Source organism: Burkholderia sp. E168m23, assembly GCF_016586125.1.
GTDB lineage: Bacteria > Pseudomonadota > Gammaproteobacteria > Burkholderiales > Burkholderiaceae > Burkholderia > Burkholderia orbicola.
Genome location: NZ_BCPP01000059.1, coordinates 1 through 14073, shown reverse-complemented (window position 1 = coordinate 14073; position 14073 = coordinate 1). Strand labels below are relative to the sequence as shown.

General features: G+C 68.5%; 13 protein-coding genes. 8 read left to right on the top strand and 5 right to left on the bottom strand.

Features of this window, described 5'->3' with window-relative positions; translation table 11 throughout:
- The 3 genes from JMF90_RS05360 to JMF90_RS05350 all read right to left on the bottom strand — a co-directional run.
- Window positions 1-524: ABC transporter permease (locus JMF90_RS05360; RefSeq protein WP_374104235.1), on the bottom strand; the 524-nt coding region annotated here is incomplete at its 3' end.
- Between the two features lie 30 nt (window positions 525-554).
- Complete coding sequence (locus JMF90_RS05355) at window positions 555-1508, bottom strand: ABC transporter permease (protein ID WP_011549838.1); 954 nt, start codon at window positions 1506-1508, stop codon at window positions 555-557.
- A 79-nt stretch (window positions 1509-1587) separates the two neighbouring features.
- Window positions 1588-3171 (bottom strand): ABC transporter substrate-binding protein, encoded by a 1584-nt coding sequence (locus JMF90_RS05350; protein WP_011549839.1) that lies wholly within the window; start codon window positions 3169-3171, stop codon window positions 1588-1590.
- Between the two features lie 265 nt (window positions 3172-3436).
- Between JMF90_RS05350 and JMF90_RS05345 the strand changes: the two genes are divergently transcribed.
- On the top strand, window positions 3437-3661 hold the full coding sequence (locus JMF90_RS05345; protein ID WP_127479536.1) for a hypothetical protein: 225 nt from the start codon (window positions 3437-3439) through the stop codon (window positions 3659-3661).
- A gap of 203 nt (window positions 3662-3864) precedes the next feature.
- On the opposite strand, the gene JMF90_RS05340 is transcribed toward JMF90_RS05345, so the two are convergent.
- Window positions 3865-5403, bottom strand: coding sequence for a methyl-accepting chemotaxis protein (locus JMF90_RS05340; protein ID WP_011549841.1), 1539 nt, complete (start codon window positions 5401-5403; stop codon window positions 3865-3867).
- A gap of 186 nt (window positions 5404-5589) precedes the next feature.
- Complete coding sequence (locus JMF90_RS05335) at window positions 5590-6258, bottom strand: haloacid dehalogenase type II (protein ID WP_011549842.1); 669 nt, start codon at window positions 6256-6258, stop codon at window positions 5590-5592.
- 467 nt (window positions 6259-6725) lie between these two features.
- Here JMF90_RS05335 and JMF90_RS05330 point away from each other — a divergent pair, with 467 nt between their 5' ends.
- From JMF90_RS05330 to JMF90_RS05300, 7 genes are all read left to right on the top strand, one after another.
- On the top strand, window positions 6726-7586 hold the full coding sequence (locus JMF90_RS05330; RefSeq protein ID WP_011549843.1) for a GNAT family N-acetyltransferase: 861 nt from the start codon (window positions 6726-6728) through the stop codon (window positions 7584-7586).
- A gap of 13 nt (window positions 7587-7599) precedes the next feature.
- Window positions 7600-8526, top strand: coding sequence for a glyoxylate/hydroxypyruvate reductase A (locus JMF90_RS05325; RefSeq protein WP_011695041.1), 927 nt, complete (start codon window positions 7600-7602; stop codon window positions 8524-8526).
- Between the two features lie 164 nt (window positions 8527-8690).
- Window positions 8691-10091 carry an aspartate aminotransferase family protein gene (locus JMF90_RS05320; RefSeq protein WP_011549845.1) on the top strand — a complete coding sequence of 467 codons (1401 nt, stop codon included), beginning with the start codon at window positions 8691-8693 and terminating at the stop codon, window positions 10089-10091.
- Window positions 10092-10176: 85 nt separating this feature from the next.
- Entirely contained in the window at window positions 10177-10668 is a 492-nt protein-coding gene (locus JMF90_RS05315) for an Lrp/AsnC family transcriptional regulator (RefSeq protein WP_006749694.1), read from the top strand.
- A 104-nt stretch (window positions 10669-10772) separates the two neighbouring features.
- Window positions 10773-12245 carry an NAD-dependent succinate-semialdehyde dehydrogenase gene (locus JMF90_RS05310; RefSeq protein WP_011549846.1) on the top strand — a complete coding sequence of 491 codons (1473 nt, stop codon included), beginning with the start codon at window positions 10773-10775 and terminating at the stop codon, window positions 12243-12245.
- A 132-nt stretch (window positions 12246-12377) separates the two neighbouring features.
- Window positions 12378-12974 (top strand): TetR/AcrR family transcriptional regulator, encoded by a 597-nt coding sequence (locus JMF90_RS05305; RefSeq protein ID WP_011549847.1) that lies wholly within the window; start codon window positions 12378-12380, stop codon window positions 12972-12974.
- Between the two features lie 49 nt (window positions 12975-13023).
- A partial coding sequence (locus JMF90_RS05300; protein ID WP_201324977.1) for an MFS transporter occupies window positions 13024-14073 on the top strand: 1050 nt, incomplete at its 3' end.

The following is a 14073-nucleotide window of genomic DNA, read 5'->3' as shown; positions in this document are numbered from 1 at the left end:
AGCGGCAGCGACGAGCCGAACGCGGCGACGAGCATCAGCGCGAACATCTTCGACGGAATCGACGTGAGCGCATCGAGCAGCCGGCTCATCGTCTCGTCGACCGCGCGGCCCGACACGGTCGCGAGCAGCCCGAGCGTCGTGCCGGTCACCGCGGCGAGCAGCACCGCGGCCAGCGCGAGCAGCACGGTCAGCCGCGCGCCGTACAGGATTCGGCTCAGCATGTCGCGGCCCAGGAAGTCGGAGCCGAACGGCAGCTTCGCGCTGAACGGCGCGAACACGTCCGGCGTGACGATCGCGCCGACGTCATGCGGCGCGATCAGCGGTGCGAACACCGCGACGAACAGCATCAGGCCGACCATCGACAGGCCGACGCGGCCGCCGGTCGTCAACGCGATGCGCGCGCCGCGGCGCTTGCGCGGCTGGTCGGGGGCCGGGGCGGCAGGCGGCATGCTGCCCCGCCCCAGGGGCGGGTCGCCGGAGGGCGGCAGCGCGCTGCTGCGTTGTACGGGTTCGATCGGTTGCATGGGCGGCATCTCGGAAGAAAGACGAAACACTCAGGTGCGCAGTCGCGGGTTCGACACGATCGAGCACAGGTCGGCGAACAGCACGAGCGTCAGGTAAGCGACGCAGAAGATCAGCGTGCACGCCTGGACCAACGGGAAATCGCGATTGCTGACGGCATCGACCATCAGGCTCGCGAGGCCCGGATAGTTGAAGATCGTCTCGACGACGATCACGCCGCCGAGCAGATACGACAGGCTCAGCGCGATCGCGTTGGCGATCGGGCCGATCGCGTTGGGCAACGCATGGCGTAGCACGACGCGCGCGGGGCTCGCGCCCTTCAACGTGGCCATCTCGACGTACGACGCGCTCAATTGCTCGATCACCGCGGCGCGCGTCATCCGCGCCATCTGCGCGATCACGACCGCGCACAGCGTCAGCACCGGCATCGCATACGCACGCAGGAAATCGTGCAGGCTTTCGATCGGGCCGCTGTACGACAGCGCGGACAGCCAGTGCAGCTTCACCGCGAACACGAGCACGGCGACCGTCGCGATCAGGAATTCCGGCGTCGCGACGAGCGACAGCGTGCCGAGGCTGATCACGCGGTCGACCACCGACTCGCGCTTGACCGCCGCGAGGATGCCGAGCAGCAGCGCGATCGGCACCGACACGGCGGTCGTGATCGCCGCCAGCGCGAGCGACTTCGGCAGGCGCCCGCCGATCAGCTCCGACACCGGCATGTCGCCGGAAAACGACCGGCCGAAGTCGCCGTGCAGCAGCCCGGCGAGCCAGTGCAGGTAGCGCACGTGCGCCGGCATGTCGAGACCGAACTGCTGGCGCAGCGCGGCGACCGTCTCCGGCGTCGCGGACTGGCCGAGCGCGGCCTGCGCGGCGTCGCCCGGCAGCAGGTTCGTGATCGTGAAGATGATCGCGGACACGATCAGCAGCGTCAGCGCGGTGACCGCGATGCGCCGGCCGATCAGCCCGATGAGAATTCGGTTCATGGAGCGACACTCCCGAAAAAACCGCGCGTGGCCGGCGCGGGGGTCCGCACCGGCCGCGCGGCGGCGGCCAACCACAACGTCATGCGTTCCACCACACGTTCTCGGCGAACATGAAGCCCATCATCCCGCCGGTCGGGATCGAACCGAGGCCCGCGAGCCGCTTGTCGTACCCGTCGAGGAAGCTGATGAACGCCGGAATGCCGACCCGGCCCTGCTGCGACACGATCACCTGCATGTCGCCGTACATCTGCTTGCGCTTCGCGTCATCGGTTTCCGAGCGCGCGGCGAGCAGCAGCTGGTCGAACTTCGCGTTCTTCCAGCCCGATTCGTTCCACGGTGCATCCGACTTGAAGAACTGCGTGAACAGCACGTCGGCGCTCGAGCGCGGGTTGATGTTGCCGAACGTGAGCGGGTGCTTCATCCAGTGGTTCGACCAGTAGCCGTCGGGCGACGCGCGGTTGACCTGCAGGTTCAGCCCGATCTTCTGGCCGGCCTGCTGCAGCAGCACGGCCATTTCGATCGACCCGTTCGCGTCGGACGTCGCATAGATCGGCGGCAGCGTGGCGCCGAGCGCCCCGGCCTTCTGGAGCAGGAACTTCGCCTTGTCCGGATCGTGCGCACGCTGCGGCAGCGACGCGTTGAAGTAACGATGCCCCGGCGGAATCGGCTGGTCGTTGCCGATCACCGAGTAGCCGCGGAACACCGCCGTGCGAAGCTGTTCGCGATCGAACAGGTACTTCATCCCTTCGACGAAATCGGGGTTCGCGACGATCGGGTTGTCGCTGCGCATGATCAGGTCGGTGTAGAGGCCCGACTTGGTTTCCTTCAGCGCGTAGCCGGGCGTCGACGAGACCCGCTGCGTCGAGCGCGGATCGATCGCGTTGATCAGGTGCACGTCGCCCGACAGCAGCGCGTTCAGGCGCGCGGCGCTGTCGCTGATGCCGATCAGCTCGATCTCGTCGAGATACGGCTTGCCCGGCTTGAAGTAGCTGTCGTTGCGCACGCCGACGGTCGACACGCCCGGCTTGAACGACTTGAGCTTGTACGGGCCGCAGCCGATGCCGGTGCTGAAGTCGGTCGTGCCGTCCTTGACGATCACGAGCTGCGGCGTCGCGAGGATCACCGGCAGGTCCGCGTTCGCGCTGGCGAGCGTCAACGTGACTTCGTCGGGGCCGGTCGCCTTCGCCTCCGCGAACTGTTCGGCGAGCGGCTTGACCTTCGATGCGGTGGCCGGGTTCTTGTGGCGCATCAGCGAATACACCACGTCGGCCGGGCCGACCGGCTTGCCGTCGTGGAACGTGACGCCCTTGCGCAGCTTGATGATCCAGGTCTTCGCATCGGTCGTCTGCAGCGACTCGGCGAGGTTCATCTGCGGCGTCAGGCTCGCATCGAGCTGCGTGAGGCCGCTGTAGAACATGAAGAAGCGGGTATAGTCCGCGCCCGTCGAACCCTTGGCCGGGTCGAGCGTATCGGCCGTCGAGCCGGCTTCGTTCGCGACCCTGATCTTGCCGCCGCGCTTCGGCGCGGGCGCGGCGAAGGCGGAGTCGGGGGTCATCAGCAGTCCGCCGGCGCCGGCGGCCATCATGCCGCCCGCCGCCATGACCTTCATCATGTCGCGGCGCGTGAAGCCGCCCTTGCCGCCGTTGTCGATATCGTCGCTCATCCGAACTGCTCCTGACTGTGGAAAGTGGGTCCAAGGGTCCAGCGTGGTTGTTCAATCCCGCTGCGTCCGCTTGCTGGTGGCGGACGCGACGTCGTACACATGCAATTCATTTAAGCATCGCCAAAATGCGGTTTGTCGCGATTCGGGCGGCCCGCACGATACGAATCGACCGTTTTGAGCCGCCCGCGCAGCATGAATTGCTGCATGCGCATCCGTGTCGCCGTGTGCCCGGCGGTGTGTCGCGGCGGCTGCCGAACCCGTGTCGATGCAGGAAATCGTAAGGCCGCAGCCGCCGCAGATTGCGTCGACAAAATTGCCCGTTCGGCATCCGGCGCGCGTTTGGCTCGCGCAAACCGCACGTTTGTATCGAATGGGGGCTTGCATGCCGACGACGGCTGAAACGCGCGGCGCGCTGCGGCAGATCGCCGCATGCACGGGCGTCGGCGACGGCACGCCGCGGATGAAAGTTCAGAAGAATGCCGCTCGATAGGAGCGGCTTGGCGATAAGGCGGGAAGAGGACGGGACTGCCCGGGGAGCGGGCGCACGCGAGCCGTGCAGCCGTCAGGAACCGTGGTGACCCCGTGCGGCGACGCGTCCGTCACCGGCATCCCGGCGCGCACGCCGGGCGTGCGCCGGCTCGGCGTGAAGGAGGTTGAATGATGCGCCGGCTGCCAGCGAGCGGCACGAAGCCGTCACGCAGCGAGCCGGAATACCGACACGGCGGCCCGCAGGCGCGCCGCCTGCTCGTCCAGCGACGATGCGGCGGCGGCCGCCTGCTCGACGAGCGCGGCGTTCTGCTGGGTGACTTCGTCCATTTGCGCGACCGCCAGCCCGATCTGTTCGATACCGGTGCTTTGCTCGACCGATGCCGCCGAAATCTCGCCCATGATGTCGGCCACCCGGTCGATCGACCGGACGATCTCCGTCATGCGCTCACCGGCCGTCTCGACGAGCCGGCTGCCGCTGCCGGCCCGCTCGACCGACGCGTCGATCAATCCCTTGATGTCCTTCGCGGCCGCGGCGCTGCGTTGCGCGAGCGAGCGGACTTCCGATGCGACGACGGCGAACCCGCGCCCCTCCTCGCCGGCCCGCGCGGCTTCCACCGCGGCGTTGAGCGCCAGGATGTTGGTCTGGAATGCGATGCTTTCGATGACGACGGTAATGTCGGCGATCCGCACCGATCCATCCGAGATCTGCCGCATCGTTTCGACGACCGCCTGCACGGCGGCGCCGCCCAGTTCGGTCGCATCCTTCGCCTGGGTCACGAGCGCATTCGCCTGGCGTGCGTTGTCGGCGTTCTGTTTGACCGTGGACGTCATCTGCTCCATGCTGGCGGCCGTCTCCTGCAGCGACGCGGCCTGCTGCTCCGTGCGCTGCGACAGATCCAGGTTGCCTTGCGCGATCTCGCCGGTGCCGGTGGCGATCGAGTGGGTCGTGGTCTGGATTTCGGCGATGGTGTCGGTCAGCCGCGCCTTCATGTCGCCCAGCGCGACGAGCAGGCTGCCGGGCGCGGCATGCGCCGTATCGAACTGCACGTCCAGTTCGCCGGCGGCGATGCGGGCCGCGATCTGCGCCGCCTGCGCGGGCTCGCCGCCCAGCGTGCGCCTGACGCTGCGCAGCACACCCCATGCAATCGCCGCGAGCGCCGCGGCAATGACGAGCGTGACGACGCCCAGCACCGTCGCGAGCCGGGTAAACGCCGCATTGATGTCATCGTAGAAGAATCCCGTGCCGATCCACCAGTCCCAGTCCGGAATCGCGACCACGCCCTGCAGCTTCGGCTCGAGGTCCGCGTCGGGGCTGCGCTTGATCAGCACGTCGACGAGCGCGAAATGCGCCTGCGCCATGCCCGCGCGGTACGCCTCGCTGTCGGTCATGCCGCTGGTCGTGCGGTTGCCCTTCGCGCGCGTGCCGATGAACTTCGCGTTCGGATGGACGAGGTTGACGCCGTCGGACGTCGTGACCCAGAAGTAGCTCTTCGAATTCGCGTTGAGCGCCGCCAGCGCGGCCTTGGCCTGCTGCTGCGCCTGCTCCTGCGTGAGCGTGCCGCTCGTCTGCATCGCGCGATACGAATCGACCAGGTGCTCGGCCTTGGTCAGCAGAATGACGATCTCTTCGCGGCGGCTGTCGATCAGCGCGTCGCGCAGCGTGTGCAGCGACAACGCGGCGAGCAGGACGATACCGAGCAGCGCCGCGACGACGAGCATCAGCAGTTTGGTGGACAACTTCATGCGGGGGCCTCGCAATATTAACCGTTCGGTACATATATCGGCCTGGGCAGCCCGGCCTTGAACGATTCAATATCGGTAATTACCCTCGCTCCGTGCGCTGATCGAACGCGCGCCGGGACGCGACGCGACGGGCCCCGGCGGCCTCGCGGCCGCGTCCCGTCACGTCATGGCGATCGACGAACCGGCTTACAGCCCCAGCTGCGTCGCGAGCTGGCCGATGTCCGACACTTCGTAATAGTTGTAGAACGGCGTGCCCGGCTCGTGGCCGCGGTTCACGAACGCCTTGTGCTTGATCCCCAGATCCTCGGCCGTCATCAGGTCGTAGCGCAGGCTCGACGATACGTGCAGCACGTCCTCGGGCTTGCAGCCGAGCTTGTCGAACATGTATTCGAAGCCCTGCATCCGCGGCTTGTACGATTGCGCCTGCTGCGCGGTGAACACCGCATGGAACGGCGCGCCGAGCTTGTCGACGTTGCTCATGATCTGCTCGTCCATCGCGTTCGACAGGATCACGAGCTTGTACTTCGACGCCAGCCGCGACAGCCCGGCCGGCACGTCCGGATGCGGGCCCCAGGTCGGCACCGCATGATAGAAAAGCTCGGCCTCGGCTTCGTCGAACGTCACGCCGAGTCGCGCACAGGTGCGGCGGACCGAGTTGACGACGACGTCGCGGTACGGCTTCCACGCGCCGAGCACCTCGTCGAGCCGATAGGCGGCGAACGCGCGCACGAAGGCCTCCATCGTGGCCGGCGACAGCCGGTCCGCGTAGATTTCGCGCGCCGTCTCGGCCATCCGGAAATGGGTCAGCGTGCCGTAGCAGTCGAAGGTGATGTACTTCGGTTCAAACTGGATCATGGTCGGGTCCTGTCGGTGTGAAGCCCCGGCAGGGCCGGGGATGGGCTGGGTTCAACGAAATTGAATCAGGGCAAAAAGTCGTTCGCGCATCGTTCGGCGCCGCTCAAAACGCAGAATCGCCGCGTGTTGCCTGGCGCATGCAGCACGATCTGCGGTGCGATCGGGCGTGGCGCCGCGGCGCCGGCCAATGAGCGCCGCGCCACCGCGGCGGGCGCGCCTGCCGGTGCGGCCCTTCGGCAGGCGGCAGCGCCGCCGTGCATGCATCGTAGAGGCATTCCCACAGCAGGAGTGGCCGGATTGGCCGGCCGCGCCGGCACGATCCGCGCGTTCGTGCGCGCCGATCATGCGGGTTTGCATCGATCGTGCGCGAGCGGCCGCCGCACCTCGAAAACAGGCGAATCGTCCTATCCGCGCCGCACCCGCGCTGGCAGAGTCGACCTGTCATTTCCACCCATCCGGAGTCCGGCGTGTCCGACCTCAATCCTTCCCGCACGCTTACCTATCGCCCGTTCACCGAAACGGACCTGCCCGCTGCGCATCGTCTGTCGGAAGCCGTCAAGTGGCCGCACCGCATCGACGACTGGCGCTTCGCGTTCCAGCTCGGCGGCGGCTTCGTCGCCGAGGATGAATCCGGCGTCGTCGGCACCGCGCTCGGCTGGCGCTTCGACGACGCGCATGCGTCCCTCGGCATGGTGATCGTGTCGCCCGAGCGCCAGGGCTGCGGCATCGGCCGCGAGCTGATGACCCGCGTGGTCGACAGCCTCGGTGAGCGGACCGTGTTTTTGCATGCGACGCCGTCCGGCGAACCGCTCTACGCGAAGTTCGGCTTCGCAGCGATCGGCACGGTCGATCAGCACCAGGGCGCCGCGTTCCAGCCGCCGCTGATCTCGCTGCCGCCCGGCGAGCGGCTGCGCCCGCTCGGCACCAACGACGGGCCGCGCCTCGCCGCGCTCGCATCGCGCGCGGCCGGCTACGAGCGCGGCGCGGTGATCGACGCGCTGCTCGACGTCGCGAACGGCATCGCGCTCGATCGCGACGGCGAGCTGCTCGGCTTCGCGCTGTTCCGCCGCTTCGGCCGCGGCCACGTGATCGGCCCGGTGGTCGCGCCCGATGCGCTGCGCGCTCAGGCGCTGATCAGCCACTGGCTCGCGCTGCACGAGGGCATGTTCGTGCGGCTGGACGTGCCGGGCGACAGCGGGCTGTCCGACTGGCTGCAGGGGCTCGGGCTGCCGCGCGTCGACACCGTCGTCGCGATGGCGCGCGGCACGCAGCCGGCCCGCGACCCGGCGCTGCGCCCGTTCGCGATCGTGAACCAGGCGCTCGGTTGAGGGGGCGCGCACGATGAGCTTTCTCTACAAGGCCGACCCGGTGCGGGGCGCGCAGTGGGCGGCGCGCTTCGCGCAACAGGCGCCCGATCTGCCGTTCCGGATCTGGCCGGACCTCGGCGACGCCGCAGCCGTCCGCTATCTCGCCGCATGGCAGCCGCCGGACGATCCGGTCGCGCTGCTGCCGAATCTCGAGGTCGTGTTCTCGGTCGGCGCCGGCATCGACCAGTTCGACCTGTCGCGCGTGCCTTCGCACATCCCCGTCGTGCGGATGATCGAGCCGGGCATCGTCGAAGGGATGGTCGAATACGTGACGCAGGCCGTGCTGACGATTCATCGCGACCTGTTCGACTATGCGGCGCAGCAGCGCGACCAGGTGTGGCGCGAGCATCCCGTGCGCGCGGCCGCATCGCGGCGCGTCGGCGTGCTCGGGCTCGGCACGCTCGGCCAGGCCGTGCTCGACACGCTGCGGCGCTTCGGTTTCCCGTGCGCCGGCTGGAGCCGCACGCCGCGCACGCTCGACGGCGTCGACTGCTACGCGGGCGATGCGGCGCTCGACGCGTTCCTCGCCCGCACCGACATCCTGATCTGCCTGCTGCCGCTCACCGACAGCACGCGCGGCCTGCTCGGCGCGCGCGTGTTCGACGCGCTGCCGGCCGGTGCATCGCTGGTGCAGGTCGGGCGCGGCCCGCAGCTGGATTCGGCGGCGCTGCTCGCGGCGCTCGCGAGCGGCCGCCTCGACAGCGCGATCCTCGACGTGACGGACCCCGAACCGCTGCCGCCCGGCCATCCGTTCTGGACGCACCCGCGCATTCGCATCACGCCGCACATCGCCAGCGCGACGCGGCCCGACACCGCGGTCGACGCGGTGCTCGCGAACCTCGCGCGCCATCGCGCGGGCCAGCCGATGATCGGCGTCGTCGACCGCACGCGCGGCTACTGACCTGCTGCGCGCCCCGGCCCGCCGGGCGCGCAGCAGAAAATGCCGAAGCGCCCCGTGCAAACGCCGCGCGCATACGTTTCGGGCCGCAAATTGAAGACGCATGCGGAATTCTCGCCCGTTAGCATGAACTCACCGCTGACACCTGACGAGAGTCCCGCCTTCCCATGAACCAAGCCGCGCTGATCGAAGCCGATCGTCAACACCTGATCCATCCCGTCGTCAATTACCGTGCGCACGAAGCGCGCGGCGTCACCGTGCTGGAATCCGCGGACGGCGTGTTCCTGCGCGACGCCGCCGGTCACACGCTGCTCGACGCGTTCTCGGGCCTGTGGTGCGTGAACGTCGGCTACGGCCGCGACAGCATCGTGAAGGCCGCCGCCGACCAGATGGCGAAGCTGCCCTACGCGACCGGTTATTTCCATTTCGGCTCGCAGCCGGCGATCGAGCTCGCCGAACGGCTCGCCGCGCTCGCGCCGCCGTCGCTGAACCGCGTGTACTTCACGCTCGGCGGCTCGGACGCGGTCGATTCCGCGGTGCGCTTCATCACGCACTATTTCAACGCGACCGGCCGCCCGTCGAAAAAGCAGATGATCGCGCTGGAGCGCGGCTATCACGGCTCGTCGTCGTTCGGCGCCGGCCTCACCGCGCTGCCGGCGTTCCACCGCCATTTCGACCTGCCGCGCGCGGACCAGCACCATATTCCGTCGCCCTACCCGTACCGCCATCCGCTCGGCGACGATCCGCAGGCGCTGATCGCCGCGTCGGTCGCCGCACTCGAAGCGAAGGTCGCCGAACTCGGCGCGGACAACGTCGCCGCGTTCTTCTGCGAGCCGGTACAAGGCTCGGGCGGCGTGATCGTGCCGCCGGCCGGCTGGCTGAAGGCGATGCGCGACGCGTGCCGGCGCCTCGGCATCCTGTTCGTCGCCGACGAGGTGATCACCGGCTTCGGCCGCACCGGCCCGCTGTTCGCCTGCGAGGCCGAACAGGTCGACCCCGACCTGATGACCGTCGCGAAGGGATTGACCGCCGGCTATGCGCCGATGGGCGCGGTGCTGATGTCCGACGAAATCTACGAAGGAATCGCTGGCGACCGCGCCGATGCGCCCGTGGTCGGCCACGGCCATACGTATTCCGCGCATCCGGTGAGCGCGGCGATCGGCCTCGAGGTGCTGAAGCTCTATCACGAAGGCGGGCTGCTCGCGAACGGCCAGGCGCTCGCGCCGCGCTTCGCCGCGGGGCTCGATGCGCTGCGCGCGCATCCGCTCGTCGGCGACGCCCGCTCGGTCGGCCTGCTCGGCGCGCTCGAACTGGTAGCCGACAAGGCGCACAAGACGCGCTTCGACGCTGCGCTGAACGTGCCGGACAAGATCGCGGCCGCCGCGTACGCGAACGGTGTGGTGTTCCGCGCGTTCGGCGATGGCGTGCTCGGCTTCGCGCCGGCGCTGAGTTTCACCGCGGGCGAGTTCGACCTGCTGTTCGAACGCGTGCGCAAGACGCTCGACGACGTGCTGGCCGATTCGGGCGTGCAGCGCGCGCTCGACGCCGCGCACGCGCAGCCGGCCTGACTGGCCAAGGGAAAGCCGGGCTTGTGGCCGCCATCGTTCGACTCTAAAGTAACCGGACATTCCATTTTTGCCTTCTCACGTGAACATGACGGACAGCAAGCTGGATCGCATCGACCTGCGCATCCTCTCCCAGTTGCAGAAGCGCGGCCGCATGACCAACGTCGAGCTGGCCGATGCGGTCGGGCTGTCGCCCAGTCCATGCCTGATCCGCGTGAAGCGGCTCGAGAAGGCCGGTTACATCGGCGGCTACGGCGCGCACATCCAGCTCGAGAAACTCGGCGACGTGCAGGTCGTGTTTACCGAGGTCACGCTGGCCGACCATCGGCGCGAGGATTTCGACCGCTTCGTCGCGGCGATCCGCAACGTCGACGAGATCGTCGAATGCCACCTCGCGAGCGGCGGCTACGACTACCTGCTGAAGTTCATCACGCGCAGCGTGAGCCATTACCAGACGATCGTCGAAGGGCTGCTCGAGCAGAACATCGGCATCGAGAAGTATTTCAGTTACGTGATCATCAAGTCGCCGTTCGTCAAACGGCACTACCCGCTCGAATCGCTGTTCGGCGAACGTCACTGACACCCGGTGTGCGTCATCCCGTCACGCGGCAGCCCGCTGCCCGCGCGGGGGGAGTCGCGCCTGCTCCGTCGTCGTTGTCGAACCGCTTCATTCAAGGACCTGTCATGCCGCTTACGCTGTCCCGAACCGAACTCGTTCGCACCGCCAACCTGATCGACGGCGCCTGGCGCGATGCGCTCGACGGCCGCCGCTTCGCCGTCACCGATCCCGCCACGCTCGAGACCGTTGCCCACGCACCCGACAGCGGCGCCGCCGACGCGCGCGCGGCGACCGACGCGGCGGCCCGCGCGCTGCCTGCGTGGCGCGCGACGCCCGCGCGCGAACGCGCCGCGATCCTGCGTGCCTGGCATGCGGCGATCGTCGCGCACACCGACGATCTCGCGAAGCTGATGTCGCGCGAACAGGGCAAGCCGCTTGCCGAAGCGCGCGGCGAAGTCGCGTACGGTGCATCGTACGTGCTGTGGTTCGCCGAGGAAGCGACGCGCACGTACGGCGACCTGATCCCGCAGCAGCAGCGCGGCAAGCGGTTGAGCGCGGTGAAGGAGCCGATCGGCGTCGTCGCGGCAATCACGCCGTGGAATTTCCCGCTCGCGATGATCGCGCGCAAGATCGCACCCGCGCTCGCGGCCGGCTGCACGGTGGTCGCGAAGCCGGCGGAGGACACGCCGCTGACCGCGCTCGCGCTCGCGTTGCTCGCGCAGGAAGCCGGCGTGCCGGCCGGTGTGCTGAACCTGATCACCGCGTCGCGCGAACGCGGCATCGACGCGGCGGCCGACTGGCTCGCCGACGGCCGCGTGCGCAAGATCACGTTCACCGGCTCGACGCCCGTCGGCAAGCTGCTCGCGCGCGAATCGGCGGCGACGTTGAAGAAGCTGTCGCTGGAGCTCGGCGGCAATGCGCCGTTCATCGTGTTCGACGACGCCGAGCTCGATGCCGCGGTCGACGGGCTGATGGCCGCCAAGTTCCGCAACGGCGGGCAGACCTGCGTATCGCCGAACCGCGTGTACGTGCAGGCCGGCGTCTACGACGCGTTCGCCGCGAAGCTCGCCGCACGCGTCGCCGCGTTGAAGGTCGCGCCGGCGACCGACCCGGCCGCGCAGATCGGCCCGATGATCAACGCGCGCGCGGTCGACAAGATCGCGCGCCACGTCGGCGATGCCGTCGAACGCGGCGCACGCGTGCTCGCGGGCGGCAAGCGCCTGACCGAGCTCGGCGCGAACTACTACGCGCCGACGGTGCTCGCCGACGCCACCGCCGACATGCAGCTCACTTGCGAGGAAACCTTCGGCCCGGTCGCCGCGCTGTTTCGCTTCGATACGGAGGACGAAGCGGTCGACGCCGCGAACGACACGCCGTTCGGGCTCGCCGCGTATTTCTACACGCAGGACGTGCGGCGCATCGCGCGCGTGTCGGCGCGGCTCGAAACGGGCATCGTCGGCATCAACGAAGGCGCGCTCGCGAGCGAGGCCGCGCCGTTCGGCGGCGTGAAGGAATCGGGCTATGGTCGCGAAGGTTCGCGCTATGGGCTCGACGATTATCTGTCGATCAAGTACCTGTGCCAGGGCGGGCTCGACTGAACGGATGAATCCGGGCCGTCCGCGAGGACGGCCGTCGCCGTGTCCGGTCAAGCTACGCGCATTGACATCGGAACCGATCGGTCCATATAATGAATCCAACTTCAGGCACCGCATCGTTTGCGAAACCGATCAATGGCAAATCCGGCTGGCGTGGGCCGTCCGCGCGAATTCGAACTGGGCGATGCCGCGCGCGACGCGATGGACGTTTTCTGGGATCGTGGCTATGAGGGCGCGTCCCTGCCCGACCTGATCGCCGGCACCGGCTTGTCGCGCGGCAGTCTCTACAAGGCATTCGGCGACAAGAAGGCGCTGCTGCTGGCGGCGCTCGACCTGTATATGGCCGACGGGCTCAAGGCGACCGCCGACATCCTGTCGCAACCCGGCCCCGTGAAGGACGCCATTCGCGACTCGCTGTTGCGCTATGCCCGGCTGTCCATTGGCGAGGCCGGCCGGCGCGGCTGTCTCGCGGTCGCGATGACCACCGAGCTGGCCGCGCGCGATGCCGATGTCGCGGAACGCACCGGGCGCATGTTCCGGCGCCTGCAGCAGCTCTATGCGGGCGCGATCGTCCGCGGCCAGGCGAGCGGCGAGATCCCCGAGCAGGACGAACAGGTGCTGGCGCGTTTGCTCGTCTGCCAGGTCGAGGGCATGCGCGTGCTGGGGAAAACCGGCGTCCCCGAGCACGACATGCTTGCGCTGGTCGACCGCACGATGCGCATCCTCGACTGATATTTTTTACCCAATTTGGAACCGATTGGTTCCGTATGGAGAGCCATCCATGTCACGGAATGACCCCGTATCACCCGACCCGCGTCGCTGGGCCATGTTTTCGGTCCTGCTCGTCGGCGCGTTCCTGCCGCCGCTGGATTTCTTCATCGTCAATGTCGCCCTGCCGTCGATTCGCGCGGAACTGGGCGCCTCGTCGTCGGCCGAGCAACTCGTCATTTCGTCGTATGCGGGCCTGTACGCGGTGACGCTGATCACCGGCGGACGATTGGGCGACCTGTTCGGCCGCGGGCGCGTGTTTTTCCTCGGCTTGATCGGCTTTGCGATCGCCTCGACGCTGTGCGGCCTCGCGAGTTCGCCGTGGACGCTCATCGTCGGCCGCGCGTTGCAGGGCGTGACGGCCGCGATCATGGCGCCGCAGGCGCTCGCGTCGATCCAGGCGATCTTTCCCGAATCGGAAAAGCCGCTCGCGCTCAGCCTGTACGGCGCGGTATTCGGCCTCGCCGCCGTGGTCGGGCAGGCGCTGGGCGGGATCCTGATCTCGCTGAATCTGTTGAACCTCGGCTGGCGCACGATCTTCCTCGTCAACCTGCCGCTGGCGATTCTGGTCGTCCTGTTCGGGATTCCGCTGCTGAAGGAAACGCGTGCACAGCATGCGCGCAAGCTCGACCTCGGCGGCACCGCGCTATCGATGCTGACACTGGGCGCGCTGATCGTGCCGCTGATCGAGGGGCGCGAAGCGAGCTGGCCGGCATGGGCATGGGTGTCGCTGCTCGCGGTGCCGGCCCTCGCGTGGGGCTTCTGGCGCTACGAGCGCCGGCTGGGCAGCCGCGGCGGCGCACCGCTGCTCGACCCGACCGCGCTCCGAGCCCCGGGGCTGGGCCGGGCGTTGCTGATCGCGCTGCTGCTGTACTCGATCGGCACGTTCTTCCTGCTGTTCTCCGTGTATCTGCAGAATGCATTGCACGTCGACGCGCTGAGCGCGGGCCTCGTGTTCCTGCCGTTCGGCGTGGGGTTCCTGCTCGGCCCGCTGTCGACGCCTGTCTGCTCGCGTGTCATCGGCGCTTACGTCAATCCGTTCGGCATGAGCCTGGAGATCGTC